Consider the following 22,702-nt stretch of genomic DNA (forward strand, 5'->3'; position numbering starts at 1 on the left):
CGGGACGAAACGACACGATCGCGGACATACAGCCCCGGATTCCGGTTCCACTGGGCGGACCTACGGACAGGTTCGGCGTCCCCTTGGACGTAGGCTCTTGAGGAAGAGAACTACTACGAACCCGGACCAGCCACGGGCGGTGCGGTGCAGCGGTGCGTCAAGGAGGTCACGTGGCCGGGCAAGGCGAGGTCACCATCATGTTCACCCGCCCGCGCGACCGCGCTGAGCGAAGCGAGGTGCAGGCGTGACCAAGCAGATCCGTCAACTCGACCGGGTGGTCATCCGGTTCGCCGGTGACTCCGGCGACGGCATGCAGCTGACCGGTGACCGGTTCACCTCGGAGACGGCGCAGCTGGGCAACGACATCTCCACGCTGCCCAACTTCCCGGCCGAGATCCGGGCGCCCGCAGGCACGCTGCCAGGCGTGTCGAGCTTCCAGGTGCACTTCGCCGACTACGACATCCTCACCCCCGGCGACGCGCCGAACGTGCTGGTGGCGATGAACCCGGCCGCGCTCAAGGCCAACCTGGCCGACCTGCCGCGTGGCGCCGACATCATCGTCAACACCGACGAGTTCACGAAGCGCAACCTGGCCAAGGTCGGATACCAGGCCAGCCCGCTGGACGACGACACCCTCGCCGGGTACGTGGTGCACCCGGTCGCCCTCACCTCGATGACCATCGGGGCGCTGGCCGACCACGCCGTGTCCAAGAAGGACGCCGAGCGGGCCAAGAACATGTTCGCCCTCGGCCTGCTCTCGTGGATGTACTCCCGGCCGTACGAGTCGACGCTGCGCTTCCTGGAGCGCAAGTTCGCCGCCCGCCCCGAGCTGGTCGCGGCGAACGTGGCCGCCTTCCGGGCCGGCTGGAACTTCGGCGAGACGACCGAGGACTTCTCCGTCCGGTACGAGGTCAAGCCGGCGAAGATGCTCCCCGGCACCTACCGCAACATCACCGGTAACCAGGCGCTCTCGCTGGGCCTGGTGGCCGCGGGCGTCCGCTCCGGGCTGCCGGTGTTCCTCGGCGCGTACCCGATCACCCCGGCGTCGGACATCCTGCACGAGCTGAGCAAGCACAAGCGGTTCGGCGTGGTCACCATGCAGGCCGAGGACGAGATCGCGGCCGTCGGCGCGGCGCTCGGCGCCTCGTACGGCGGGTCGCTCGGCGTCACCACCACCAGCGGCCCGGGCGTCGCGCTCAAGAGCGAGACGATCTCGCTGGCCGTGGCGCTGGAGCTGCCGCTGGTCATCGTGGACGTGCAGCGCGCCGGGCCGTCCACCGGCATGCCGACCAAGACCGAGCAGGCCGACCTCAACATGGCCCTGCACGGCCGGCACGGCGAGGCCCCGGTCGCGGTGATCGCGCCGAAGTCGCCCGCGGACTGCTTCCACGCGGCCATCGAGGCGGCCCGGCTCGCGCTGACCTACCGCACCCCGGTGATCCTGCTGTCCGACAACTACGTCGCCAACGGCTCCGAGCCGTGGCTGCTGCCCGACGTGGAGTCCCTGCCCGACCTGCGGGTCGAGTTCGCCACCACGCCCAACGGCGAGGACGGCACGACCTTCCTGCCGTACCTGCGGGACCCGGAGACCCTGGCCCGGCCGTGGGCCGTCCCGGGCACCCCCGGTCTGGAGCACCGGATCGGCGGGCTGGAGAAGGCCGACAGGACCGGCGACATCTCGTACGACCCGGCGAACCACGACTTCATGGTGCGGACCCGGGCGGCCCGGATCGAGACCATCCCCGTACCGGACGTCGAGGTCGACGACCCGGACGGCGACGCCCGGGTGCTGGTGCTCGGCTGGGGCTCGACGTACGGGCCGATCGGCGCGGCGTGCCGGGGCCTGCGCCAGCGGGGGCTCTCCATCGCCCAGGCGCACCTGCGGCACCTGGCCCCGATGCCGGCCAACCTCGGCCAGGTGCTGCGCGCCTACGACCGGGTGGTCATCCCCGAGATGAACCTCGGTCAGCTCGCCCAGGTGATCCGGTCCAAGTACCTCGTCGACGCGATCGGCTACAACCAGGTCCGTGGCCTGCCGTTCACCGCCGCCGAGCTGGAGACGATGCTGGAAGAGGTCCTGAAGAATGTCTGAGCCCGTCGCCCTCAAGCTCACCGCGAAGGACTTCAAGTCCGACCAGGAGGTGCGCTGGTGCCCCGGCTGCGGTGACTACGCCATCCTCGCCGCCGTCCAGGGCTTCATGCCGGAGCTGAACATCCCGCGCGAGCGGATCGTCTTCATCTCCGGCATCGGCTGCTCGTCCCGCTTCCCGTACTACATGAACACCTACGGGATGCACTCCATCCACGGCCGCGCCCCGGCGATCGCCACCGGCCTGTCGGTCGCCCGGCCGGACCTGTCGGTCTGGGTGGTCACCGGCGACGGCGACGCGCTGTCGATCGGCGGCAACCACCTGATCCACGCGCTGCGCCGCAACGTCAACGTGAAGATCCTCCTGTTCAACAACCGGATCTACGGCCTGACCAAGGGGCAGTACTCGCCCACCTCCGAGGTCGGCAAGATCACCAAGTCGACCCCGGTCGGCTCGGCGGACGCGCCGTTCAACCCGCTCTCGCTGGCCCTGGGCGCGGAGGCGACCTTCGTGGCCCGGACCATCGACTCCGACCGCAAGCACCTGCAGTCCGTGCTGCGGGCCGCGGCGGAGCACCAGGGCTCGGCGTTCGTGGAGATCTACCAGAACTGCAACATCTTCAACGACGGGGCGTTCGACCAGCTCAAGGAGCCGGGCACCCGGGACGACTTCCTGATCCGGCTGGAGCACGGGCAGCCGATCACGTTCGGCAAGGACGGGCAGTTCTGCGTCGTCCACCCGCCGGGCGGCTTCGGCCTGGAGGTGCGGGAGACCGCGTCGGTGCGTCCCGAGGAGATCGTCGTGCACGACGCGACGGTGACCGACCCGGCGTACGCGTTCGCGCTGTCCCGGCTGCCCGGGATCGACCTGCGCAACACCCCGATCGGCGTGTTCCGCTCGGTCGACCGCCCGTCCTACGACAGCGTGGTGCAGAGCCAGGTCGAGGCGGCGAAGGCGAAGGTCACCGAGACCCCCGAGCAGCAGCTCGCCGGCCTGCTCGCCAGCGGCGACACCTGGACGATCCTCTGACCCGTCCGGTGGCCACGGAAAGGGCCCGCCACCGGGGCGGGCCCTTCCGCTTCTTCGTGCGGCGCGGGTGTCAGCCCGGCACGCGCTTCGTGCGGCGCGGGTGTCAGCCCGGCACACCGGTCGACTGGGGCCGGTCGTCGCGGACGTACACGAGCATGTCGCCCGTCTCGACGGTCGCACCGGCCTGGTCGGTCAGGGTGACCACCCGCCCCCGGCGCACCAGGGCGATGACCAGGCTGTCCAGCTCCCGGGGGGAGCGGCCCACCTCGCCGCGCTCGGCCGAGCGCATGGCCAGCGCCATGCCCTGGCCGGGGGTGAGCAGGTCCTCCACCACGTCGATCAGCGGCGGGGCAGACGTCGACAGGCCGAGCAGCCGCCCCGCGGTGGCGGAGGAGACGATCACGTGGTGGGCGCCGCTCTGCTTGAGCAGCGGCGCGTTCTCGGCCTCCCGCGCCCCGGCGATGATCCGCACCTGCCCGGCGGTGAGCTGACGGACGGTGAGCGCCACCAGGACGGCGGCGTCGTCGCTGTCGGTCGCGATGATGACCGCCTTGGCGGTCTTCACGTGCGCCTCGTTCAACACGGAGGAGCGCGTCGCCGAGCCCTCGATCGCGACCAGCCCGGCGGAGGTGGCCTGCCGCAGCGCGGCGGCGCTGCGCTCGACCACCACGATCCGGGACTTGTCCATGCCGTTCTCCAGCAGCGCCGAGACGGCGCTGCGTCCCTTGGTGCCGTAGCCGCAGATGATGACGTGGTCCTTCACGCTTCTCCTCCACCGCGACAGGCGACGGCCGGTCCGGTACTGCTCGGTGAGGACTTCCAGGGTGGTGCCGACCAGGATGATCAGGAAGAGCACCCGGGCCGGGGTGATGAAGAGGACGTTGACCAGCCGCGCGGACTGCGACGCCGGGGTGATGTCGCCGTACCCGGTGGTGGAGAGGGAGACCACCGCGTAGTAGAAGCAGTCGAGGAGGGTGAGCCCGTCCTCGTTGACGTCGCGGTAGCCGTCCCGGTCGAGGTAGACCGCGGCGACCACCGCGAACACCAGGCCCACGGCGGCGGCCAGGCGCAGGCTCAGCGCGCTCAGCGGGCCCCGCCGCTGGGCGGGAAAATGGATCACCGTCGCTCCTGCTCCGCGTCCGTCGCCTGCACGTGCTCAACATAGCGGGTACGTGGATTTCCGCATCCTGGGGTGCCGATGGGCGCCCCGCCGGCAGACCGGTACTGCCCGCGGGCCCGCGGGCGGGCATGATGAGGCTGTCGGCGGAGGGACGAGGCGAGAGCGAGGCCGTCATGTCGTTGCTGCGACGGGTGATCGGCGGGGTACTGCGTCGCATCAGGATGCGGCAGGGCCGCACGCTGCGTGAGGTCGCCGAGGAGGCCGGGGTGTCGCTGCCCTACCTGTCCGAGGTGGAGCGGGGCCGCAAGGAGGCCTCGTCGGAGGTGTTGGCGGCGATCTGCCGGGCCCTCGGCATCCGCCTGTCCGACCTGCTGGAGGAGGCCCGCGACGACCTGCGCCGACTGGAGCCGCGTACTCCCGTGGCCCCGCGGGCGGCCGCCGGAGCGCCCGCCGGGGAGCTGCCGCTCCCCCGCCACGGGGTCCGGCTGGCCCGGCTGGAGCGCGCGGCCGGTCGGCAGCCCACGCTCCCCGGCGCGTCGCTCGTCGTCGGCCCGCGTACCACCGGGCTCGTGCACTGCGTGCGGGCTGGCGCGACCACTCCGGTCACCGTCTGAGGCGGCGTCAGCGGCGGGCGTCGTAACGGGCGCGGGCGGCCTCGACCTCGCCGAGGTGGGTGGTCGCCCACGCCTCCAGCCCGGAGACCAGGTCGAGCAGGCTGCGGCCGAGGTCGGTGAGCTCGTAGTCGACCCGCGGCGGCACGCTGGCGTGGACCGTGCGGGTGACCAGGCCGTCGCGCTCCAGCCCGCGCAGGGTCTGGGTGAGCATCTTCTGGCTCACCCCCTCGATGCGCTGGGCCAGCTCGCCGAAGCGCCTGCGGCCGTCGGCGAGGGTGAGCACCACCAGTACGCTCCACCGGTCGCCGATCCGGTCGACGACCTGCCGGCTGCCGCAGTTCTTGGCGAAGATGTCGGGCTCCACCCGATCACTCTCCATCAGTTAGTGACTTACTTCAAGGTGCCTACTCTCCAACGGGAAGTGTCGGGGGATCCTTCCCGTTGGACGGGGATGACGGATCGTTCGCACACTGAGGGAGTCCAACCATGTCCATCGTCGTCACCGGCGCCACCGGCCACCTCGGCCGGCTGATCGTCTCCGCGCTGCTCCGGCGGGGCGTACCGGCCGGGGAGATCGTGGCGCTCGCCCGGGACACCGGCCGGCTCGCCGACCTCGCCGGGCGCGGGATCGTGGTGCGGCAGGCCGACTACAACGACCCGGAGTCGCTGCGGGCCGCGTTCGCCGGCGCGGACAAGCTGATGTTCGTCTCCGGCAGCGAGGTCGGGCAGCGGGCGCTCCAGCACCGCAACGTGATCGCCGCCGCCCGCGAGGCCGGTGTCGGGCTGGTGGTCTACACCAGCATCACCCGGGCCGACACCTCCGGCATGATCCTGGCGCGGGAGCACCTGGAGACCGAGCGGGAGCTGGCCGCCTCCGGCCTGCCGTACGTGATCCTGCGCAACAGCTGGTACCTGGAGAACTACACGGGCCAGCTCCCGACGTACCTCGAGCACGGGGTGGCCGGCGCGGCGGGTGAGGGGCGGGTCAGCGCCGCCACCCGCGCGGACTACGCGGAGGCCGCCGCCGCGGTGCTCACCGGCGCCGGAGAGCACAACCGGGTGTACGAGCTGGGCGGCGAACCGTTCACCCTCGCCGAGCTGGCCGCGGAGCTGTCCCGGCAGGCCGGCCGGGAGATCGGCTACGTCGACCTGCCGGCGGAGAAGTACGCCGAGGTGCTGGTCGGGGCCGGCGTGCCCGAGCCGTTCGCCGCCGTCCTGGCCGACAGCGACCGGGGCATCGCCCAGGGCGAGCTGCACGTCCAGGGCGACGACCTGGCGACGCTGATCGGCCGGCGGCCCACCACCCTCGCCGAGGCGCTGCGCGCCGCGCTCTGAGTACGCCGCCGGCCCGCCCGTGTTCCCGCGGCCGCGGGCGGGCCGGCCCGGGCATCGCGTCCAGGTCCTCCGGCGGGACGGCCCCGGTGACCACGCCGTGCCGGTAGTCCAGCTCGACGCCCTCCCCCGACCGGCCGGAACGTTGGCCCTGACAGGTGCTGTAGCTGCTCGCCTCCTGGCAACAGGTGGGCGCGGCGTCCGTCGGGGGTGAGCGTTCGGAAGAACCGGGCACGTGCCGCGCGGATCAACGCGTCGAGATCAACCTCGGCAGTCCAAATTTGTGCGGTGGCGTCGGCCGAGCCGGTGAGCACCCGCTTGCCGTCGGGTAGCCACGCCATGTAGGTGAGGCTTCGCGGTGGACTCGGATGATCTCAGAGACAGCGCGCAGGTCGACTGGTAGATCAGCAACCTGCACGGCGACTTGGTCGCGGAGATCCGCGCCAACGGCGAGGGCCTATCCCGCACCAGCGAAGCCACCGAATACGGCACGCCCCGCAACGCTGCCGACGTCGGCACCCACCGGTACGGGTGGCTCGGCGCCAAACAACGCGCCCCCGACATCCCATCCGGCATCGTCCTCATGGGCGTACGACTCTTCAACACCACCACCGGCCGCTTCCTGCAGCCCCCCACCCACCGGACACCACAGCACCGCAACGGACCCTCAAGGCCCTACCCAACCTTGACGTTGTCGCTGGCGCAGTCCGCACCCGGCCGGCAATTCGGTCAGTTCTTCACCTTCCTCGCCGAAGGTACGCAGGTATGCGTTACCGGCTGGCACCCCTCGCCGGATGGAAGGGGCTGGCCGGGCAGGTCCCAAGACTCTGATCAACGAGTCTTGTGAGCAGCTCGAGGGCGGTGTACGGTGACAGCCAACATAAAGGATCTAGTAACCCCATATGTTTGTGATGGACGGCCCACGATGCGCTTCTGCGTAGCTGTCGTCGATCATCGAGCCGCTCATTCCCATCCGCCACTCCGCAATTTTCACGGCCGGCTACCACCTCGGGGCGATTGGTTCTGGCTCCTATTCCAATACGCCCGCCGGCGCCAGAACTCACCTTCGTCTTGATGAATTCCCTTTCAACACAGTCGAGCGCACTGCCGTTCCGCCCGCTGAAACACGCCCTTCCACGGAAGGGGTCGCGGCTCGTACGTCAACTACCGTCCCTGGTCTCCCTCCATCCGATGAGATGGAAATAGAAGGAACGCGGCAATAAGAAGTCTTCAAGGAAGGTGGGTAGTCACCGGCGGCAGCCGCAGTATCGGCACGATTGTCGCACCCCGGATCGCGGCGGAGGATCCCCCGATCGTAATCGGCGATCGCTGCGCAGTCGATGCCGCCACCAACGGCCGAAAGCTGGGTTTCCAGGAATCCCTTCCGCTTGGTCATGGGAGCGTCGCAGTTGCCTACTCTCTGTAAACCCGCCGTCGCGGTGCCAGAATTCGTTATTACCATGGAAGAGACGCTCGAGTTAGTCGAGCGCATCCACGCCAAAGTTCCTCATCTGCCGCTCGCTCTTCGGTTGATCCGAAACACCGGAGTGATGAAGCGTCACATCGTCCAGCCAATTGAACAGACGCTGCAGCACCCGGGATTCGAGGAGCGCAATCGCATCCACACAGTTGAGGCAAGAAAGCGGACACCGCCAGTCATCATGCGTGCGTTGGCCAACGCTGGCGTGACCGTGCAGGACATTGGCGCCATCGTCTACGTCTCCTGCACCGGTTTCTCAATGCCGTCCCTGACCGCGTGGCTGATCAACGAGTTCGGGTTTCGCTCCGACACCCGGCAGATCCCCATCGCTCAGCTGGGATGCGCGGCCGGCGGCGCGGCGATCAACCGGGCACACGACTTTTGCTCTGCCTACCCAGACAAGAACGTCCTGATCGTCTCCTGTGAACTGTGTTCGCTGTGCTACCAGCCCGCCGACGAGGAGGTCGGTAGCCTGCTTTCCGTTGGCCTGTTCGGCGATGCTGTCGGCGCGGCGGTTGTGCGCGGCTCCGGGGGCACGGGCGTGTCTCTGGAACGCAACAGCGCCTATCTCATCCCACACACTGAGGAGTGGATCTCGTACGCGGTTCGGTCCACGGGTTTTCACTTCCAGCTCGACCACCGGGTGCCGGGCATGATGGAGCCACTAGCCCCCGTCATTCGGGCGCTGGCCGCCTCCCACCGCTGGGATGCTGCTGACCTCGGCTTCTACATCGTGCATGCCGGGGGGCCCCGCATCCTCACCGACCTGGGTAAGTTCCTCGGTGTCCATCCCGATGCGTTCCGCTACAGTCGGGCGACCCTGACCGAGTACGGCAACATCGCCAGCGCCGTAGTCCTTGACGCGCTGGCCAGGCTGTTCGAAGACGGTGGTGCCAAGGTCGGCGCCACCGGTATCATCGCGGCCTTCGGTCCCGGGATCACCGCAGAGATGACGCTGGGCACCTGGGTCGACTCCGAGAACCCGCAGCCCGACGCAGGTCCCGGCGGCCATGGTCGGCGCCTGGTGACACAGCAGGGCTGACCTGGGATCAGGGATGCGTCCGGGGTCGCCGAGTCGGTCCAGTGTGTTATCTCACCCAGGTCGATCCGGGGCGGCGTCCGAGGTCCCTGGTACGGCAGCCGCCGCATTGCGCGTCCGGGCCGGGCATGGCCCGGCCCGCACCGCCAACCTGGCCAGAACGAGCCGTGGACTGAGGCCTGGTTCAACGGGCTGGGCCCCCAAGTCACCGTCCGATATCCGAAGACGGCGTAGCGGTGGCCAAGAAATCATCGGCAAGCCGCGTGTGGAAAAGCCGCACGCACGGAAGCTGAAAGGGGGAGGGGAACGGACCCGCAAGGGAGCCGCGCCCCGGACTAACAATGACAACAACGAATCACCAAACGCTGACTCCCCTGCCGTTGATGCGGCTAAGCACCGGATTCTGGAGCTTCAAGACCTTCGCCGCCGCGTTGGAGTTGAGTTTGTTCACCCGGCTCGCCGATGGTCGGACGATGAGCGCAACGGAGGCGTCTGCCGAGCTCGGACTGCCGCATCGTCCGGCGGATCTGCTGCTCGCCGCTTGCGCCTCGCTAGGATTGCTAGAGAAGCGCGGTGACGGGTACGGAAACACCGCACTCGCAGAGAAGTTCCTGGTCGAGGGGCGTCCCTACTATTTCGGTGGCTTCGTGCGGTACTGCGACAAGCGGGAATACCCGGCATGGGACCGTGTTGTCGAGGCGCTTCGGACGGACAAGCCGACCGCCTGGGACCCAGAGGCCCAAGACTCTCCGTTCGCGGCCGAAGACTCGCAGATGCTGCAGTTGTTCTGGGATGCGATGCACTGCATCTCGACATTCACCGCGCGTGCGCTCGGTGAGGTCTACGACTTTGGCAAGCACGCCCGTTTGCTGGATGTTGGTGGCGGATCCGGGGCGTTCCCGATCGAGCTGTGTCGCCATTACCCGAATCTATCGGCGACGGTGTACGACCTACCCCACGTGTGCTCGATCGCTGACTCGAAAATAGCCGATGCTGGATTGAGTGGACGGGTAACCACGGTGGCCGGGGACTTCCTGCGCGACACCGAGCTGCCAGCGGGCTACGATGTGATCCTATACAGCATGATCATGCACGACTGGGGTGAAGACACCGACCGGGAACTGCTGGCACGCGCCTATGAGGCGCTGGCACCTGGCGGTGTAGTTATTATTAGCGAACTGGTGCTCAATGCCGAACGCACCGGCCCCGCCGAGGCCGCCCTGATGGGTATGAACATGCTCATTGAAACGAGAGCCGGCAAAAACTACTCCGAGTCCGAGTACGTGACTTGGCTACAGGATGCCAAATTCTCCGATATCCGCACCCTGCCGTTCGTCGCGGCTGGCGCGAACGGGGTCATCATCGGCGTCAAGGAGCGGCCGATCAACCAGGGCGCTCGTGAACTCGGGATGAGTCACGAGACGCGGCGCAACGGGATCCGCGCTGGCGAACGCCAGACCGGGGCGGGTTCGGCGGCCAGCGGGAGCGGCTTTTCGGTGGCGGACAAGGACGCCGAGATCGCCCGCCTGCTCCGTGAGGTGGCTGAGCTGCGGCAGGAGAAGGAGATCCTTCGCACGGCAGCCGCGTATTTTGCAAAGGAGATGGATCGATGACCAGCCGCTTCCGGTTCACCTCCACCCACCGCGCCACCTTCGGCCGTCCAGCGGCTGCGTCGGATCCTGGCGGTCCTCGCTTGACATCCTCCCCCGCCTAAACTAAGAGACCGTCGGGTAACCAGGTGACTACGTGGCGAGAAGTCGCTCAACGTTGATGCGTTGGGCGGCTTCGCGCTCGGTGGCGTTGGCCCAGCGGAGCGCCGGTTACGCACCAGCCATCCGAGGGTCCTCTCCACCACCCTTTCAAGATCTGTAACCGGCTCTGCCCAGGGTCTCGAGGATGCCGGCGAGCGAGTCCTTACCGTCGTCGGTGAAGGGCCGCTGAATCAGTTCGAGGGTCCCGGGGGAATAGGCCAGGCTCGCCAGAACCTCGGTGGCGCGGTGCAACGCGTCGCTGCGTGCGTCGCGCGTTTTCCAGAACGAGCGCAGGGCGTCATCCATGGCACTGGGGTGAGTGAGACCGTGGTGTGCCGCCCGGGCGAGCATTTCCGCTTGGTGGAACGCCTCGGTGATGCCGCTGGCAGCGATCGGATCGGTCCGGTGGCCGGCGTCACCGACCAGGGCCCAGCCGGGGCCGCACGCCTCGCGGAAAAAGCCCGACAGGTCGCCACTGCCGTAGAACCGCTCCACGCGTTGGCGGCCCGGGCTGCCGGAGAATTCCGGGAGGAGATGCTCGGCGACCTTGAGGTATTCATTCTCGATGTCCTGCCGTATGCGGGGCAGTTCCCGCCGCGGCCAGGCGACGCCGACGCACGTCGTGCCTTCGTGTGTCGGCACGGTCACGGCGGCTCTGCGGTCGCGGATGGTGAGGCCCGCCGGACAGTCAAGGTCCGACCAGTAGCTGTAGTAACCGCAGGTGAGAGCCGGATACTCGCGATACGTGCGGGCGTGCGCGAGGCGAGCGACGGTGGATCTGGCACCGTCGGATCCCACGACCAGAGTGGCCTTGAGTTCCAGCGGCGGACCATGCCGCCGGGTGACGACGATCCCGGAAACGGCCGGGCCGGTGCGCAGGAGATCCCGGACGGACGCCCGTTCGAGGAGTTCGGCCCCCGCAGCCACGGCAGCCCGGGCGATGAGCGCGTCCAGGACGTAGCGGCGCGGGCCGTAGGGCGCGACGCGCCGGTCCGGCCCCGTGACGTCCTCGATGATCACGCCCTCGATCGAATGCCGTGAAGTGGTCAGGGCGGGACAGCCGGTCGCCCGGAGTTCGTCGAGTAGGCCCCAGTCTTCGAGCCGCCGGATTCCGGCTTCGTGGATGTAGTGGGTGGACAGGATGTCGTCACCGATGCGTCCGCGGTCGACCAGGAGCACGGAGTGGCCTTGCCTGGCAAGCAGAAGCGCGGTGGCCGCTCCGGCGCAGCGAGCCCCCACGACGATGACGTCGTACCGCTCCTTCATGACGTCCACGGCTTTCCGCCCGAAGCGAGCGAAAGGCGCGTGAGCACGAGCGAGTGCACGACGCGTGTCGGTTCGAAGAGCTCTTTCGCGTGCCACAGGGGAGTCCGCAGCGGGTCCTCCGGGCCGGCTTGCCAGTGCCGGGCCAGGAAATCGGTCGCCGTGCGGATGGCTCGCGCGGCCGGTGTCCGGTCGCCTGGGCCGGGCGGGCCGTGGCGGGCGACACTTCGGTATGGGCTGATGTGCTGCGGTGACACCGGGTGATGGAGCCGCGCAGTGTTCCCCACCATCCACTTCCATTCCGGTACGGTCATCGGTGCGAGCGCCGGGAGCGCCCCGTCGAGGCGGTTCTGAAGTTCGGTGAGGCTGGCGATGACGCGTTCGGCGTCGGCACGGCTCTGCCGGGCGAGAGTGCTGCACGTGGAACTGGGCGAGGTGGAGATCAGCCCGCACTCGTCCGGCGACGGCAGGACGAGCGGTGGTTCCGGGAACACTTCGGGCGAGAACACCACTTGCGGAGGCAAAATGCCGCCTGATCCGGCGCGGGTCCGGAGCGCGGCGAGACGTTGGTGGCGAGTGTGCAGGACGTTCAGGAACCCCTGCACCGCCTGGTGGAGTCCGTCCGTCTGCCACGACCGCGCCGGGCTCGCTGGTGCTGTGTGGACGCTGACCTCCTCGATCAGTGCGGGAACGAGGAACTCGACGGCGACGGTGTCCGGGAGGTCGGATGCCCGGACGCGGCCGAAGGCGCCAGCGAGGAACTCCAGGCCGCGGCGGATGGTGTCCAGCACGGTGTCCGGAGTGGCCAGGGGCCGGCCGGCGGCGTACGCCGAAAGCAGCCCGGTGAGCGCGCCCAGCGTCGGCACCAGCCGGTAGGGGTCCGGTGCGGCGGCCGGGCCCCAGGGATCGGCCAGGCTCTCTGCGAGGGCGGCTTCGAGCAGGTGCCGGGCCGAAGTGAGACCGAATACGACAGCCCCGCGAAACTCGCCGCCCACGCCGGCCTGGCACCCATATCCCGCGACTCCGGAACGGTTTCCGGCAACCATCGCCGGCCCCGCCGCTACCACCGCAGGCTGCGACACATCCTGTGGATGGCCGCGTTCACCGCCGTCAGGGAATGCCCAACCTCCCGCGCCTACTACGAGAAGAAACGCGCCGAAGGCAAGCACCACCGACAGGCCATGCTCGCCCTCGCCCGACGACGCGTCGACGTCCTCTGGGCACTCGTCCGCGACCGGAAAACCTTCACCCGCCCGGCAACGGCGGTCCGCGCCGCAGCCTGAACCAGCCCGATTCCCGCCGACGCGACCCCGTCCCGCCGGCCGCTCCACCCTGCCTACCAAGATCAACGGGAGTCACATGGAGACTCGGCGTGTGGTCATGGCCCGGCGTGACCAGCCCGGACGACGTGGGTCAACGTAGGTCACTCCCTGCCGCTGTGGGCCGCCCCGCAGGTCGCTAGACTGGGCACTCGCGCCCTCGTAGCTCAGGGGATAGAGCATCGGTTTCCTAAACCGTGTGTCGCAGGTTCGAATCCTGCCGGGGGCACCCAGGTCAGCGCCTAGATCAGTGATCTAGGAACCGGACATGTGGAGCCATACGTGGAGCGAACCGCGCTATGGTTGCTCCATGCCTCCCACATCGAATGCACGCAAGCGCACTCGTGGCGAGATCGAAACGCTGCCCAGCGGGTCACTCCGTGTGAGGGTCTACGCAGGCATTGACCCAGTGTCGAAGAAGCGGCATTACCTCGTGGAGACGGTTCCCAGCGGACCGAACGCCGCCCGCGAGGCCGAAAAGGTGCGAACGCGGCTGCTCAACCAGGTGGACGAGAAGCGCAACCCGCGTACCAAGGCGACGATGAACCAACTCATGGGTCGATACCTGGAGGTGCTCGACGTCGAGCCGACGACGCGCGGCACGTACGAGGGCTACATTCGCAACCACATCCGGCCGTTGCTCGGCGACTTGGCTGTTGGCCGGCTCGACGGTGAAGTGCTCGATTCGTTCTACGCCGTGCTCCGCGCGTGCCGGGCGCACTGCGGAGGCCGGAAGTACGTCGAGCACCGCTCCGCGAGCGAGCACGAATGCGACGGCCGTTGCCGGCCGCACAAGTGCCGGCCGCTGGCCGACTCGTCTATCCGGCAGATTCACGGGATACTCAGCGGCGCGTGCAAGCGGGCCGTCCGCTGGCGCTGGATCGGCGCCAACCCGATCGAGCAGGCAGAGCCGCCGTCGCCGGCCCGGCCCGACCCGCACCCGCCGACGCCAGAGCAGGCGGCGCGCATTGCCGCTGCGGCGTGGCAAGACCTTGATTGGGGCATGCTCGTCTGGCTTGCCCTGATGACGGGTGCTCGGCGCGGCGAGCTGTGCGCGCTTCGCTGGGACCGCATCGACTTTGCGACCGGCGTTCTGACGATTCGGTCGAGCATCGCGCAGAGTGGCGCGAAGACGTGGGAGAAGGACACGAAGACCCACCAGCAGCGCCGGATCACCCTTGATGATCAGACGATGGCGCTACTGCGGGCGTACCTCCGCCGCTGCACGGAGCGGGCCGCCGCGCTCGGCTTCACCCTACCGACCGACGCCCGCGTGTTTTCTCTCTCGCCTGACGGGCGCACATGGCTTAAGCCCGACACCGTGACCCAGCGGTACGCCCGCATGTGCGCCCGGCTGGGATGGGACATGAACATTCACCAACTCCGGCACTACTCCGCCACAGAGCTGATCGCTGCTGGCGTAGACGTGCGAACCGTTGCCGGGCGACTCGGCCACGGCGGGGGAGGCTCGACCACCCTACGGGTGTACAGCGCATGGGTGTCCGAGGCGGACCAGCGAGCCGCGGGCACCCTGGCCGGCCGAATGCCAGCCCTGCCCGCTGGCCTCGAATCAGACGGAGGGCTTCCCGCCCCTTTGCCTGCCCCGATCACGGACGACTCAGCGCCGTATCTGCGCATGGTTGCGGACCTTCGGGCCGCCATCAAGTGCGGCGCACTGCGGCAGGGCGACCCGTTGCCCCCCATGGTCGACCTCGCGGCGCGCTACGAGGTCGCGCCGAGCACGGCTCACCGGGCAGTCGCCGTCCTCGCGGCAGACGGAGAAGTCGTTGTGTCGCGCGGCAAGCGGGCTATCGTGGCAGGCTTATAGGGAGGGTGCGAGCGATGTTATCGGCCAATATCTCTCGCTGTCTGGCCCTGCCTCGCGGCCCAGGTCAGCGACGTATGGGTTGTCGCCTGTTGTCGCTGACCACCCTTCTGTTGTCAGCGCCTGCGTGAGCCACACCCTCAACCATGACGTACTCGTGTCTCGCTGGATCGGAGAGAATGAGTTGGTGACGATGACAGCGCGGCCTGACCCCGACCCCGATGCCGAGTGGTGGACGACGAAGGACGTTGCGGCACCCGACGATGACAGCCGGTGGATCGTGCACGGCCGCCGACCGCTCTACGAGAGCGAATGGATCAAGCTCTACAAGACTGATGTTGAGCTACCAGACGGCCAGCGCTTCGAGCATCACACGGTCTGGATGCCCACGGCGGCTATGACCGTAATGCTGAACGACAGCCTGACGCACGTTTTGCTGATGTGGCGGCACCGCTTCGTGCCTGACCTGTGGAACTGGGAGCTTCCCGGCGGACTAGTGGACGAGGGAGAGGACCCCGCCCAGACGGCGGCGCGAGAGATCGAGGAAGAAACCGGCTACCGCCCCCGAACCCTTGAGCACCTCGTGACGTTTGAGCCGATGATCGGCATGGTGACCACACCGCACCACGTGTTCATCGCACGAGGCGCGGAACGGGTCGGCGAGCCGACTGAGGAGACCGAGATGCAGCGGATGGAGTGGGTGTCACTGGCCCAGGTGCCGAGCCTTATCGCCCAGGGGCAGGTAAGCAACTCCGGGACGCTGGTCGCGCTGTTGCACGTGCTCGCGATCAGCGGCCCGACTGCCCCTCGGCGCTCGCGAGAAGCCGGGTGATGCGTCGACGCTGACGAGTCGACGCGGTTCGCGTGGCCAGCGCTTCGGCCACGCGAGCCTCGGCTCGCGCCTCTTCGTGCTGGCCACGGACTGAGTAGGCCAGCGCGAGATCGCAGCGGAGCCCGGCGGCGGCCCGCGTGAACGTCGGGTCAAGGCGGTTTACCGCGTTCGTCAGCTCCTGCACTGCCTCTGCCTTGCCGAGCCGGGCGAGGCAGTGCCCCCGCCACCGAGCAAGGTGCACGTCATCCAAGAACAGGAACGGTAGACCATCGTCTGAGTCCTGACCGGGCAGAGCGCGGCTTGCTTCGTCGAGCGCCTCCTGTGCCTGGTTCGCCGCGCCGCTGGCCGCGAGTGCCTCAGCCTCGGCGGCCCACAGCCAAGACCGAAGCATGGCCGGCACCAGGCCGCCGGCCGTCAGCCGGGCGTGCTGGATTAGCGCAGCGGCATCGTCAACTCGACCAAGGTCGAGCAGCGCGTATGCCTGCTGCGCCGTGACATGGGCGACGATGGCAGGAACCTCGCTCTCCCGTGCGGCCGACTTCGCCGTCTCGTGGAGCGACCATGCCTTATGAGGATCACCGAGGTCTAGCGCCTGCCAACCCGCCAGGGCTGCGGCCTCGGCTACGGCGGCGGCCAAGGCGGCGCGATGTGGTCCGGGCAGTGTGTATCGCCACAGCTCCGTCATTTGATCGACGTGCGCCTCAGTCTGCTGTAGGAGCTGTGCAGCGCCAAGCTGTCTGTCAAGCGCCCGAAAGGATTGCGTCTGTGCCTCTAGCAACGTGATCAGGGGCGCATCAACCGTTGCGGCGGTCGCAAGTCGCGCCGCGAGATCCATGCCGTCGACTCCGGACGGTGTGGGTGCCTCCGCGCGGGGCTTGCCGGTCGCAAACGGCACGCCGAAGACCTCGGCGAACAGGTCCGCATACTCCGGCGACAGCCCGCGTCGACCGTGGGTCCACTCCCGGATCATCCGCTTCAGGCTCGCATCATCCGGCAGGAGCCCGCGCCCCTTCCGTCGAGCGGCGGCGCGGAGTTCGAGGATCAGCCGAGAGCGGGTCGTCCATCCGCGCTGCTCGCACAGGCGCGGCAGGTCGGTTGCGTCCATCATCGGCAGCTCCCCGTCATCGTCAGCGCACGATGCGTTTCCTGGTTCGTCATCATGGCAGCCCCGCGCGAGGGGGACGAGTCCCCCCGAGTCCCCTGCCGTCCTCTGATCAAGGAGTCGAGAGCCCGGCAGGCTGGGTGCATCGGCAACGGGGCCACAGAAACCGCAAGACCTACCACGAAAGGGACGCAGATGAACGCCAATGAGATCAGCAGCCGGCAGGTACGTCGGTTCTACGCAGTGGCAGAGGCTGCTGAACTGTTGGGCCTTTCGGAGCCGACGCTGTACCGGGCGATCCGGGCCGGTGAGTTTCCGGCGATCAAGGTCCGGGGACGCTTCGTGATTCCGGCCCGCGCCATCGACGACATGGAGGCGTCCGCCCTGGCGCATGGTCTGGTCGACGCTCGGACCTACGCCCTTCGGCCAGCTAGCTAAGGGCGCTGCCGCTACGGCGCGGCCCGCTTTGGTCCCGGTGGCGCTGGTGGGATCGCATGCTCTCGCGCGAGCTTTCGGATGTAGGCACCGCTGAAGGGTGATAGCCGTTCAACGTCAGTGGGGCTGAGGCCGTCTCGCAGGGCGGCAACAACCGCCATGATGACGGCCTCTCGGGCAGCGTCGTGCGCCGCCTCAGTGCGGCGATACCGCTTCGTAGCTGCTGAAAGTTGCTCACGGGCGTCAGTCACGCCCACAAGGTTACCGCTACCTACTTGCGCAACAGACCTCCGTACCGCTACCTTGTTGCGCAACAGGGTTTCGCAACCCGGTTAGTTCGTCAGTTGGTTGCCAGCGTCGGCGTTGCGGCTTCGGCTGTGGCGTTTGCGAACGGACCGCTGTGCGGTTGTTCATTGAGATCTATGAATATGGCTGTCGCCTCCGCTGATAAGGCGACCGTGCGCGGGCTCAGGTAACCCGCGTGCACGGCTGATGTTTGTGCAGCTCATCCCTCTATTTGGCGCGGCGGTGCCGGGCTTCGGTCCGCGCCGCCACGCTTCCCCCGTCACATCGACTATCGGAGGTTTCCCGTGCGGAAGCGCCTCGCTCCCGTCACCGACGAGCCGACCGCCGCCGACCTGGCCGCGATCGAGGCGGAGTGGCCGCTGATCGTGGCCGAACTCGACCTGCTCGACGCCGAAATCAGGCTCATCTACGCCGAGGACCACGGCGGCCCGACCGCCCTGGACTGGCGGCGGTTGCGCCGGGCTGAGGCCCGCGTTACCCGCGCCGCCGCCGACCTGGCCACCGGTACCACCGGCCCGCTCCGCGCGGCCTGATCCGCACCGCGCCCACCGCCGCACCTGCCCCTATCTCGAAGGAGAGAGCACGTGAGCACCCGCAAGAACCGCCGTGCCGTGATGGCCGAACTGCTGTTGCTGGCCAACCCGGCCGTGATCCGCGACCGTGACGGCGTTTCGCTGTCGGTCGACTTCGACAGCATCGCTGAACTGCGCTCGTGGCTGGACCTGGCCGGACTGAACAGTCCCGACCTGCTGATCAGCGAGCACGACAGCACCACCGAGGACGGACGCCCGTTCCGGGCGTTGAACGCCTTCCCGACCTGGCACGGATGGGAGATCTACGCCCGCGCCGTCGACTACACCGACCCCGGGCCGCTCGACACGACCACCGCCGACCAGCTCGCCGCCCTGGCGGTGACCGCATGACCATCGAATACACCCACCCGTCAGTGCTGGCCGGCATTGCTGCCGGGGCGTCGTGGGCCGACCCGACCATGGACCCCACCGCGATCGACTGGACGGCCCGCCGGGCCGCCGCCGCGATCCCGTTCCCGCTGGTCGACGGCCGGCCGGTCAACCCGTACGCGCCGACCGGCATCCGCTACGGCCGCAACGAACTCGGTCACTGGGGCGAGCAGCAGTGCGCCGACGCGATCGTCACGGTGGAAGGCCCGCTTGGTGGCCGGTGGCTGCTGCTGGTCGAGCGCGCTGACGGTCACGGGTGGGCGCTGCCCGGCGGGTACGTCGACCCCGGCGAGGACGTCCCCGATGCCGCGTTCCGTGAGCTGGCCGAGGAAACCGGGCTGGTCCTAAGCCGCGACAGCGAGTTGTACATCGCCATGCCGGCCCGCTACGTGCCCGACCCCCGCGCCTCCGATGAGGCGTGGATGGTCACCACCCCGGTCCGCATCGACATCGGCGGTCGGCGTGTCCTGCCCGAGGTAGCCGGCCGCGACGACGCCCGCCGCGCCGCGTGGGTGCCCGCTGACTCCTACCACCAGCTCATCAACCACCTGGCCCGCACCTACGGCGGACTCGTGTTTCCCGCACACCGGGGCCTGCTGGTCGACATCCTGGCTCCCGCCTGGACGTCCCGGTGACCGCCCGCGAGCCGAAGCGCACCCGCCGGCCCTGGTCGACCAGCCCTGACGTGTTCCACAGCAACGGCCGTGACGGCTTTACCGGCGACGCCAAGGGCGGCCGGACGCGCGGCGTCAGCGAACACCGCCCCTACCCCACCCCACGCCCCGCCAACCGGAAGGACACCCACTGATGGGCCTGTTCAGCAAGAAGCCGAAGTCCGAGCCGACCGGCTACAAGCCGATGCCCAGCAACGCCCGCACGGTCAGGCAGTGGCAGCAGTGGGAAACCGCCAGCGGGTGCACGGCCTGCGGGAAGAGGGGCTGCCACCGGATGAACCACTCCTACTCGATCTGCACCGGGTGCGGTAGCGCCTACTGCAACGGCGATGCCTGCCCCGGCCGCCGCCGCTGACACCAGAGAGGATCCGAGATGACCGTCCCCACCGCCCCGGAGCCGGACGAGACGCAGCGGGGCATCGCCGAGCTTGAGCGCTACCTGTCCGAGGTGGCACCGGCCAAGCCGGAACGCGACGGCGAGCCCAGTAGCCCCGGCGGGGAAACTCGCCGCGTCCGCCAGTTGCGCGCCGAGGTCAGCGAGGCGCACCTCCTGGCCGAGCTGCAAGACGACGACACCCCGTTGATGCTCGACACCCGCCGCGTCCGCCGTCGCCGCCGGGCCGCGTACGAGGCGGCGCGGCTGCACGAGCTGGCGCAGAGCCCCGTCATGCGGGCGTGGCAGGCGGCGCGGTTCCGCCGGCTGCTCGTGACGGCCGCGATGGTGTCGCTGGCGTTGGCGCTGGCGTGGTCGACCGCCGGTGTTCAGGCGTTCGCCGCCGACAGCGCCGCCCCGTGGTCACCCGCGTGGGCGTTCGCGTGGTTCGTCGAGCCGTTCATGTCGCTGGCGCTGCTGGTCGTGGTCGGTGCCCGCGCCTACATGGGCACCCGCGGGCAGCCGATCGAGTCGCGAACTCTCACCCGCATCGAGCGGCTGTTCCTGGCGTTGACGCTCGGCATGAACGCGTGGCCGTACCTGCCGTGGGTGGCCGATGAGTTCGTCTTCTCCCGGCTGGTGCTGCACCTGCTCGGCCCGATCGTCGCGGTCGCGGTCGTGACCGCCCTGCCGATCATCCTGGCCGCGTTCGCTGGCCTCGACCACGGCGGGCCGACTGCCCTTACCGGCCTTACGTACAGGCAAAACACGCCCACTGGTCGGGCCGATGTGGCCGCCCTGGCGGCTCAGGCGCGGCAGTTGATCGACGCCGGCACCCTGCCCGGCGAGCCGTCCGCGAACGCCCTACAGCGGGCGCTGCACTGCGGCATGGACGCCGCGCGGCAGGTACGCGACGAGTTGCGCAACCGCTAACCCCGCCCGGCGGCGCGGCCCCTGGCTACCAACCTGCGCCGCGCCGCCGGCCCTCACCCGACCCGCATGGATCAGTTGGAGGAACACCCATCATGACTTCCCCCCGAGATGACGACCGTTTCGACTGGCACGCCGCCGAAGCGGACCTGACCAACCCTGGCGCTGAGGTGGTCGACCTGGACGACGCCCGCGCCCGCCGCGCCGCCCCCCGGCCGCGTCCGGCCGGTGACACGCACTTCGACGTGACCCTGGACGAGCTGCCGCAGCGGGGCGGGATGCTGGTCGACCCGCCGCCGGTTGCGTCGTCTGGCCGCCGGCCGATTCTGCCGTCCGGGTGGTCGACGTGGCCGAACATCAAGCACAGCATCCGGCAGGCCGCCGAGCTGGCCGCCTACCGGGCCGGGTTCCACACCGTGCGCGCCCCCTGGTACGCCGCGCAGGCCACGTTTTGGGCGACGGTCGGGGTGTTCCGCCTCACCGGCCGGCAACTGCGGTGGTGGTGGGTGGCCGAGCAGACCGGGTTGCGGCAGGCCGCCGCTGACGCGGGCGACGCGCAGACCTGGCACAAGCTGCACCGGGAGGTCAAGGCCACCCGCGCGTGGCGCGCGCTCGTGCTCACCGCGGAGGCGCTGACCCTCGGCATCGGCGGGCCGATCGCCTGGACGCTCGCGCCGTGGTGGGCGCTGACCGCCGGGGCCGGGCTGGCGGTGGCCTACCTGGCGCACGTCGGCCGCCCGGACGACCGGCCGATCATCACCCCCGCGACGGTGGCGGGCCGCTTCCGGCGGGTCAACCCGGACATCATCCTTCGCGCCTACTACGCGGCGGGGTTGGGCCACCCGGACAAGGCACACCAGCGGGTGGAGTTCGGCTCCACGATGGCCCGTGACGCCTCCGGCACCGGCTCTCAGGTGTCGATCGACCTGCCGTACGGCAAGACGTTCGACGACGCGGTGAAGGCCCGTGGTGCCATCGCCTCCGGCCTCGACGTGGCGATGTCGCAAGTGTTCATCACCCGCGACCCGTCGTCGCACCGCCGGCACACGCTGTGGGTGGCCGACCGTGACCCCTTGGCGGCCGGTGCCGGGCGGACGCCGCTGTTGCGGTGCAAGCCGACCGACATTTGGCAGCCGGCCCCGTTCGGGCTGGACGAGCGCGGCAACAAGGTCGCCATTGACCTGATGTGGAACAGCGTCCTGATCGGGGCGCAGCCCCGGCAGGGCAAGACGTTCGCCGCCCGCCTGCTCGCCCTCTACGCCGCGTTGGACCCGTACGTGAAGCTGACCGTCCTCGACGGCGGCGGCAAGCCGGACTGGCGCAAGTTCGCGCTGGTCGCTGACCGGTACGCGTTCGGGCTGGCGATGACCCGCGACGGTGACCCGGCCGAGATCGTGCTTGAGGCGTTGCGGGAGATCAAGGCCGATGTGCAGGACCGCTACGAGCGGCTGTCGAAGCTGCCCGCCGACGTCTGCCCGGAAGGCAAGCTGACCCGCGAGATCGCCCGTGATCCGAAGTACCGGATGCCGGTGCGGGCCGTGTTCCTGGACGAGTTTCAGGAGTACTTCGACCTTGGCGAGATCAGCAAGGAGATCGCGTCGCTGCTGGTGTACCTGGTCAAGGTCGCCCCGGCGGCCGGGGTGATGTTCGTGGACGCCACCCAACGCCCCTCGGGGGTTGGTGGGGGGCAGGTCGCCACCCAGTTCATCAGCTTCCGCGACAACCACCAGGTGCGTTTCTCCCTGCGTACCGGCTCGTGGAACGTGTCCGATCTGGTGTTGGGGGCCGGGGCGAACTCCGAGGGCTACGACTCCTCGACGCTGCTGCCCAGCTACAAGGGCGTCGGCATCCTGCGCGGCGCGTCCGACGCCACCCCGACCGTGCGCACGTACCTCGCCGACGCCGACGACGCGGAGAAGATCCTCATCGCGGCGCGGAAGCTGCGTGAGGCTGCCGGCACCCTGACCGGCATGGCCGCCGGGGAGGACATCACCCGCGAGTCGCGGGACGTGCTCGCCGACGTGCGGTCGCTGTTCGGTCCGAACGAGCGCGGGTTGCAGTGGGAGGACATCGCCGCCCGCCTGGCCGAGCGGATGCCGGAGCACTACGCGGACATCACCGCCGAGTCGATCTCCGCTCAGGTCCGCGCGTTTGGTGTACCGAGCGTAGATGTCAAGCGGGCCGGCAAGGTCCTCAAGGGAGCCAAGGCCGACGCGATCGACGCCG

At 69.1% G+C, this 22,702-nt stretch carries 21 protein-coding genes, 1 tRNA gene and 3 pseudogenes; 19 read left to right on the forward strand and 6 right to left on the reverse strand.

Going from position 1 to position 22,702, the window contains the following annotated elements; translation table 11 throughout:
• The first annotated feature begins 244 nt into the window (after positions 1–244).
• Together ABGB16_RS17440 and ABGB16_RS17445 are read left to right on the forward strand one after the other, a co-directional pair.
• Entirely contained in the window at positions 245–2,092 is a 1,848-nt protein-coding gene (locus ABGB16_RS17440) for a 2-oxoacid:acceptor oxidoreductase subunit alpha (protein WP_347669126.1), read from the forward strand.
• Positions 2,085–3,119 carry a 2-oxoacid:ferredoxin oxidoreductase subunit beta gene (locus ABGB16_RS17445; protein WP_347669127.1) on the forward strand — a complete coding sequence of 345 codons (1,035 nt, stop codon included), beginning with the start codon at positions 2,085–2,087 and terminating at the stop codon, positions 3,117–3,119. The genes ABGB16_RS17440 and ABGB16_RS17445 overlap by 8 nt, the downstream gene beginning before the upstream one ends.
• A gap of 103 nt (positions 3,120–3,222) precedes the next feature.
• Here ABGB16_RS17445 and ABGB16_RS17450 read toward each other — a convergent pair whose 3' ends face one another.
• Positions 3,223–4,239: a potassium channel family protein gene (locus ABGB16_RS17450; RefSeq protein WP_347669128.1), complete on the reverse strand. Its 1,017-nt coding sequence runs from the start codon at positions 4,237–4,239 to the stop codon at positions 3,223–3,225.
• A 173-nt stretch (positions 4,240–4,412) separates the two neighbouring features.
• On the opposite strand from ABGB16_RS17450, the pseudogene ABGB16_RS17455 reads away from it, so the two are divergent.
• Positions 4,413–4,646, forward strand: a pseudogene (locus tag ABGB16_RS17455) (helix-turn-helix transcriptional regulator); the annotation flags it as partial.
• A 214-nt stretch (positions 4,647–4,860) separates the two neighbouring features.
• Here ABGB16_RS17455 and ABGB16_RS17460 read toward each other — a convergent pair.
• On the reverse strand, positions 4,861–5,232 hold the full coding sequence (locus tag ABGB16_RS17460) for a helix-turn-helix domain-containing protein (RefSeq protein ID WP_347669129.1): 372 nt from the start codon (positions 5,230–5,232) through the stop codon (positions 4,861–4,863).
• A gap of 107 nt (positions 5,233–5,339) precedes the next feature.
• Between ABGB16_RS17460 and ABGB16_RS17465 the strand changes: the two genes are divergently transcribed.
• On the forward strand, positions 5,340–6,188 hold the full coding sequence (locus tag ABGB16_RS17465) for an SDR family oxidoreductase (protein WP_347669130.1): 849 nt from the start codon (positions 5,340–5,342) through the stop codon (positions 6,186–6,188).
• A 167-nt stretch (positions 6,189–6,355) separates the two neighbouring features.
• Here the strand turns inward: ABGB16_RS17465 and ABGB16_RS17470 are convergent.
• Positions 6,356–6,564: pseudogene (locus ABGB16_RS17470) on the reverse strand (WD40 repeat domain-containing protein); the annotation flags it as partial.
• Positions 6,565–6,609: 45 nt separating this feature from the next.
• Here ABGB16_RS17470 and ABGB16_RS17475 point away from each other — a divergent pair.
• The 3 genes from ABGB16_RS17475 (at position 6,610) to ABGB16_RS17485 (ending at position 10,317) form a co-directional block, all read left to right on the forward strand.
• A complete protein-coding gene (locus ABGB16_RS17475) occupies positions 6,610–7,032 on the forward strand; it encodes a hypothetical protein (protein WP_347669131.1) in 423 nt (140 codons plus the stop codon).
• 613 nt (positions 7,033–7,645) lie between these two features.
• The gene (locus tag ABGB16_RS17480; protein ID WP_347669132.1) at positions 7,646–8,707 is read left to right on the forward strand and encodes a type III polyketide synthase; all 1,062 of its coding nucleotides are present in this window, start codon (positions 7,646–7,648) and stop codon (positions 8,705–8,707) included.
• A gap of 338 nt (positions 8,708–9,045) precedes the next feature.
• The gene (locus ABGB16_RS17485) at positions 9,046–10,317 is read left to right on the forward strand and encodes a methyltransferase (RefSeq protein ID WP_347669133.1); all 1,272 of its coding nucleotides are present in this window, start codon (positions 9,046–9,048) and stop codon (positions 10,315–10,317) included.
• 246 nt (positions 10,318–10,563) lie between these two features.
• On the opposite strand, the gene ABGB16_RS17490 is transcribed toward ABGB16_RS17485, so the two are convergent.
• Both ABGB16_RS17490 and ABGB16_RS17495 read right to left on the reverse strand, forming a co-directional pair.
• Complete coding sequence (locus ABGB16_RS17490) at positions 10,564–11,721, reverse strand: FAD-dependent oxidoreductase (RefSeq protein WP_347669148.1); 1,158 nt, start codon at positions 11,719–11,721, stop codon at positions 10,564–10,566.
• Positions 11,718–12,713, reverse strand: coding sequence for a hypothetical protein (locus ABGB16_RS17495; RefSeq protein WP_347669150.1), 996 nt, complete (start codon positions 12,711–12,713; stop codon positions 11,718–11,720). Before ABGB16_RS17495 ends, ABGB16_RS17490 begins: the two co-directional genes overlap by 4 nt.
• Between ABGB16_RS17495 and ABGB16_RS17500 the strand changes: the two are divergent.
• The 4 genes and pseudogenes from ABGB16_RS17500 to ABGB16_RS17515 form a co-directional block, all read left to right on the forward strand.
• A pseudogene (locus ABGB16_RS17500) lies at positions 12,678–13,001 on the forward strand (transposase); the annotation flags it as partial. The gene ABGB16_RS17495 and the pseudogene ABGB16_RS17500 sit on opposite strands and share 36 nt — an antisense overlap.
• 192 nt (positions 13,002–13,193) lie before the next feature.
• Positions 13,194–13,266: transfer RNA gene (locus tag ABGB16_RS17505), tRNA-Arg, on the forward strand.
• A 180-nt stretch (positions 13,267–13,446) separates the two neighbouring features.
• Positions 13,447–14,865 (forward strand): tyrosine-type recombinase/integrase, encoded by a 1,419-nt coding sequence (locus ABGB16_RS17510; RefSeq protein WP_347669134.1) that lies wholly within the window; start codon positions 13,447–13,449, stop codon positions 14,863–14,865.
• 124 nt (positions 14,866–14,989) lie between these two features.
• Positions 14,990–15,694 carry an NUDIX hydrolase gene (locus tag ABGB16_RS17515; protein WP_347669135.1) on the forward strand — a complete coding sequence of 235 codons (705 nt, stop codon included), beginning with the start codon at positions 14,990–14,992 and terminating at the stop codon, positions 15,692–15,694.
• On the opposite strand, the gene ABGB16_RS17520 is transcribed toward ABGB16_RS17515, so the two are convergent.
• Positions 15,651–16,802, reverse strand: a complete 1,152-nt coding sequence (locus tag ABGB16_RS17520) for an XRE family transcriptional regulator (RefSeq protein WP_347669136.1) — start codon at positions 16,800–16,802, stop codon at positions 15,651–15,653. The two genes, ABGB16_RS17515 and ABGB16_RS17520, sit on opposite strands and share 44 nt — an antisense overlap.
• 189 nt (positions 16,803–16,991) lie before the next feature.
• On the opposite strand from ABGB16_RS17520, the gene ABGB16_RS17525 reads away from it, so the two are divergent.
• From ABGB16_RS17525 to ABGB16_RS17560, 8 genes are all read left to right on the forward strand, one after another.
• Entirely contained in the window at positions 16,992–17,234 is a 243-nt protein-coding gene (locus tag ABGB16_RS17525; protein WP_347669137.1) for a helix-turn-helix domain-containing protein, read from the forward strand.
• A gap of 587 nt (positions 17,235–17,821) precedes the next feature.
• On the forward strand, positions 17,822–18,070 hold the full coding sequence (locus ABGB16_RS17530) for a DUF6284 family protein (protein ID WP_347669138.1): 249 nt from the start codon (positions 17,822–17,824) through the stop codon (positions 18,068–18,070).
• A gap of 81 nt (positions 18,071–18,151) precedes the next feature.
• Positions 18,152–18,460 (forward strand): hypothetical protein, encoded by a 309-nt coding sequence (locus ABGB16_RS17535; RefSeq protein ID WP_347669149.1) that lies wholly within the window; start codon positions 18,152–18,154, stop codon positions 18,458–18,460.
• Positions 18,457–19,134, forward strand: coding sequence for an NUDIX domain-containing protein (locus ABGB16_RS17540; protein ID WP_347669139.1), 678 nt, complete (start codon positions 18,457–18,459; stop codon positions 19,132–19,134). The genes ABGB16_RS17535 and ABGB16_RS17540 overlap by 4 nt, the downstream gene beginning before the upstream one ends.
• Complete coding sequence (locus tag ABGB16_RS17545) at positions 19,131–19,307, forward strand: hypothetical protein (RefSeq protein WP_347669140.1); 177 nt, start codon at positions 19,131–19,133, stop codon at positions 19,305–19,307. Before ABGB16_RS17540 ends, ABGB16_RS17545 begins: the two co-directional genes overlap by 4 nt.
• Positions 19,307–19,528 carry a hypothetical protein gene (locus tag ABGB16_RS17550; RefSeq protein ID WP_347669141.1) on the forward strand — a complete coding sequence of 74 codons (222 nt, stop codon included), beginning with the start codon at positions 19,307–19,309 and terminating at the stop codon, positions 19,526–19,528. The genes ABGB16_RS17545 and ABGB16_RS17550 overlap by 1 nt, the downstream gene beginning before the upstream one ends.
• An 18-nt stretch (positions 19,529–19,546) precedes the next feature.
• Positions 19,547–20,479, forward strand: coding sequence for a hypothetical protein (locus ABGB16_RS17555; RefSeq protein WP_347669142.1), 933 nt, complete (start codon positions 19,547–19,549; stop codon positions 20,477–20,479).
• A gap of 92 nt (positions 20,480–20,571) precedes the next feature.
• The coding region (locus tag ABGB16_RS17560) for a cell division protein FtsK (protein WP_347669143.1) at positions 20,572–22,702 on the forward strand (2,131 nt) is incomplete at its 3' end.

The organism is Micromonospora sp. B11E3 (assembly GCF_039871625.1).
Lineage (GTDB): Bacteria > Actinomycetota > Actinomycetes > Mycobacteriales > Micromonosporaceae > Micromonospora.

Excerpts from the sequence above, each read along its gene's own strand:
- ABGB16_RS17485 (WP_347669133.1), top strand. The coding sequence starts at position 9,046 with ATGACAACAACGAATCACCAAACGCTGACTCCCCTGCCGTTGATGCGG.
- ABGB16_RS17535 (WP_347669149.1), top strand. The coding sequence starts at position 18,152 with ATGGCCGAACTGCTGTTGCTGGCCAACCCGGCCGTGATCCGCGACCGT.
- ABGB16_RS17555 (WP_347669142.1), top strand. The coding sequence starts at position 19,547 with ATGACCGTCCCCACCGCCCCGGAGCCGGACGAGACGCAGCGGGGCATC.
- ABGB16_RS17465 (WP_347669130.1), top strand. The coding sequence starts at position 5,340 with ATGTCCATCGTCGTCACCGGCGCCACCGGCCACCTCGGCCGGCTGATC.
- ABGB16_RS17490 (WP_347669148.1), bottom strand. The coding sequence starts at position 11,721 with ATGAAGGAGCGGTACGACGTCATCGTCGTGGGGGCTCGCTGCGCCGGA.
- ABGB16_RS17445 (WP_347669127.1), top strand. The coding sequence starts at position 2,085 with ATGTCTGAGCCCGTCGCCCTCAAGCTCACCGCGAAGGACTTCAAGTCC.
- ABGB16_RS17525 (WP_347669137.1), top strand. The coding sequence starts at position 16,992 with ATGAACGCCAATGAGATCAGCAGCCGGCAGGTACGTCGGTTCTACGCA.
- ABGB16_RS17520 (WP_347669136.1), bottom strand. The coding sequence starts at position 16,802 with ATGATGGACGCAACCGACCTGCCGCGCCTGTGCGAGCAGCGCGGATGG.
- ABGB16_RS17480 (WP_347669132.1), top strand. The coding sequence starts at position 7,646 with ATGGAAGAGACGCTCGAGTTAGTCGAGCGCATCCACGCCAAAGTTCCT.
- ABGB16_RS17540 (WP_347669139.1), top strand. The coding sequence starts at position 18,457 with ATGACCATCGAATACACCCACCCGTCAGTGCTGGCCGGCATTGCTGCC.
- ABGB16_RS17460 (WP_347669129.1), bottom strand. The coding sequence starts at position 5,232 with ATGGAGAGTGATCGGGTGGAGCCCGACATCTTCGCCAAGAACTGCGGC.
- ABGB16_RS17550 (WP_347669141.1), top strand. The coding sequence starts at position 19,307 with ATGGGCCTGTTCAGCAAGAAGCCGAAGTCCGAGCCGACCGGCTACAAG.